4 protein-coding genes and 1 pseudogene are annotated in these 1,902 nt (G+C 38.7%); 1 reads left to right on the forward strand and 4 read right to left on the reverse strand.

Going from position 1 to position 1,902, the window contains the following annotated elements; genetic code table 11:
- Positions 1-202: 202 nt before the first annotated feature.
- The 4 genes from PX481_RS24625 to PX481_RS24640 form a co-directional block, all read right to left on the reverse strand.
- A complete protein-coding gene (locus tag PX481_RS24625; RefSeq protein WP_002763531.1) occupies positions 203-469 on the reverse strand; it encodes a type II toxin-antitoxin system RelE family toxin in 267 nt (88 codons plus the stop codon).
- 3 nt (positions 470-472) lie between these two features.
- Positions 473-670, reverse strand: a complete 198-nt coding sequence (locus PX481_RS24630; protein ID WP_002763529.1) for a hypothetical protein — start codon at positions 668-670, stop codon at positions 473-475.
- A gap of 9 nt (positions 671-679) precedes the next feature.
- On the reverse strand, positions 680-1,009 hold the full coding sequence (locus tag PX481_RS24635; protein ID WP_002763528.1) for a hypothetical protein: 330 nt from the start codon (positions 1,007-1,009) through the stop codon (positions 680-682).
- A gap of 297 nt (positions 1,010-1,306) precedes the next feature.
- A complete protein-coding gene (locus tag PX481_RS24640) occupies positions 1,307-1,516 on the reverse strand; it encodes a type II toxin-antitoxin system HicB family antitoxin (RefSeq protein WP_002763527.1) in 210 nt (69 codons plus the stop codon).
- 203 nt (positions 1,517-1,719) lie between these two features.
- Between PX481_RS24640 and PX481_RS24645 the strand changes: the two are divergent.
- Positions 1,720-1,902 (forward strand): annotated as a pseudogene (locus tag PX481_RS24645) (carbohydrate ABC transporter substrate-binding protein); the annotation flags it as partial.

Raw genomic sequence — 1,902 nt, forward strand, 5'->3', positions numbered from 1 at the left:
AACCCTTATAGAGAAAGGCATTTAGCGATTTTTGTCAATTGTTTTTTATCTAGAGCGAACTAATCAATTAAGTCTCTTGCCAGATAAGGATTTAGTCGATTTATGCCCCCCTATCGAACCATAACAAGTAACGAAGAGCCATCTTTGATAAGATTAACGTATAACCTTTAATTCTAGTTTGCTTGAGTTTGTCGTTCATGGCTTAGGGAAAATAACGGTACATTTCTTTACGGTGCAAAACTCGTACAAAGGCAATGATATTATCCTCAATATAAATACCTACGCGGTAATCTCCTATTCTTAGCCGATAGTAACTCGGTTTGCTTTCAATAGCTTTGATATTTCTTAATTCAGCTAGACTATTGGCTGCTTCTACCTCCGCAATGACAGATTCAATTCGTTGTCGTAGCTTACGATCGTTGATAGCGCCTAAATCTCGAAAAAAAAGGCGACGAAATTCAACTTGCATGATTTACTCTGCTAATAACGAAAAAATTTCTTCTCGACTGACATTTTCATCGTCAAGACCTTCCTCTATTGCCTTGGCTAGAGCAATATCCTCTATTACTTCATAAATTACATCTGTTAAAGTTTCCCGTTCTTGCAATAATAATTCATGCAAAATCTCTTTAACAATAGGCTTGAGTGCTTGAGCTTGATTTTCTAACATTTTTGTCTCCTAATCAATGTTTTGCTTAATTTTAATAGTCGCTTTTCCTGTAACCCTTACCCCTTTTGTGCCAATTTGTTCTGTTTTAGTCGTTGTTTTTCCTTTCACTATTTGATCAATTTCAGCATCTAGTTCTCCCGCTTCAAAGTCATCTAAACCAACTTGGCTGATTTCCCCTGCTTGAATTTCCTGTCCTAAAATTCGTAACTCCTCAGCAAAAAGAGGATCTTCAGCCAAAATTATATCCAACTTTTTGGTAATAGTTTCAATGTCCGTACTGTCTCCACTTTCCAATTTAGCCAATGCTTCATTGACCTTGACCGATTTTCCTTTCTCCACAATACAGGAATTTTCGCCACAGCCTCCGCCGTAAAGCGTTTGGCTAAATCTCCTGTACCTGATTTAATGAACTCTTGGATTGCCAGAGTTACCAGTACACTCGCGGTTAAAGGGTCAGTCATCTTTAACTCCTTCAGGGTTTGGGTTGAGAGATTCTCTGTTCAGCGTAAGCCTTACGCCTCTAACGGTTTAGGGGATTACTCTCATAATAAAGCAAAAATTACTTATTGGCTGACGTTTTCATCATTTATTTCGGGGTTGTCGGTTCTGACTGAAATGTAATAGAGGATATTTGGGCTACGCGGAAATAGCCTGGGGACGTGGGAGAGATTTGCCTTGTGCAGTGTAGTCTTCGATAAGGAGATATAGAACTTCAAGGGCATTTTGTAGGGCTGCATTGTAGGTTTCACCATGGGTATGAGTATAGGGTCCAAACTCAGGTAGATGGGCGATAAATTTTTGGTCTTCATCTGACCATTGAATGGTGATGCTGTAGTGATGGGTCATGGGGTGTTTTCCTCCTCTAGATTTTGTAGTTCTTGCAGGGCGTTTTGGACTAATTCTATTATGGCAGCCGATAGTAACTGGGATTATTGCTATACTGGTGGCTCTTGACAAAAAATCATGTTAATTATTTTTCTGATGAAGATTATTATTCACCTTTTCATGTACTATGAATAGATGGCAAGATTGTTGAAGGATCACGAGCGATGCAATTTCTAAGGCTCAGAGTTAAAACTGCTTGGAGAAGTAAAAAAATAAGGGGAATTATATCGCTCCTATTGCTTTTTATCTTGATGCCAATTTTTCTTTATGCTTGTTTTAGTGATCTTCCTAACCAATCATCGGAGCAACTGCAAGGAACCCTTTTGGTTTGGTATCCAGAAGAGGGC

The sequence above is a fragment of the Microcystis sp. M53603_WE2 genome, from assembly GCF_030065435.1.

What these genes read in the sequence shown, in the direction of transcription:
- PX481_RS24625 (WP_002763531.1), bottom strand. Translation starts at nt 469, where the DNA reads ATGCAAGTTGAATTTCGTCGCCTTTTTTTTCGAGATTTAGGCGCTATC.
- PX481_RS24630 (WP_002763529.1), bottom strand. Translation starts at nt 670, where the DNA reads ATGTTAGAAAATCAAGCTCAAGCACTCAAGCCTATTGTTAAAGAGATT.
- PX481_RS24640 (WP_002763527.1), bottom strand. Translation starts at nt 1,516, where the DNA reads ATGACCCATCACTACAGCATCACCATTCAATGGTCAGATGAAGACCAA.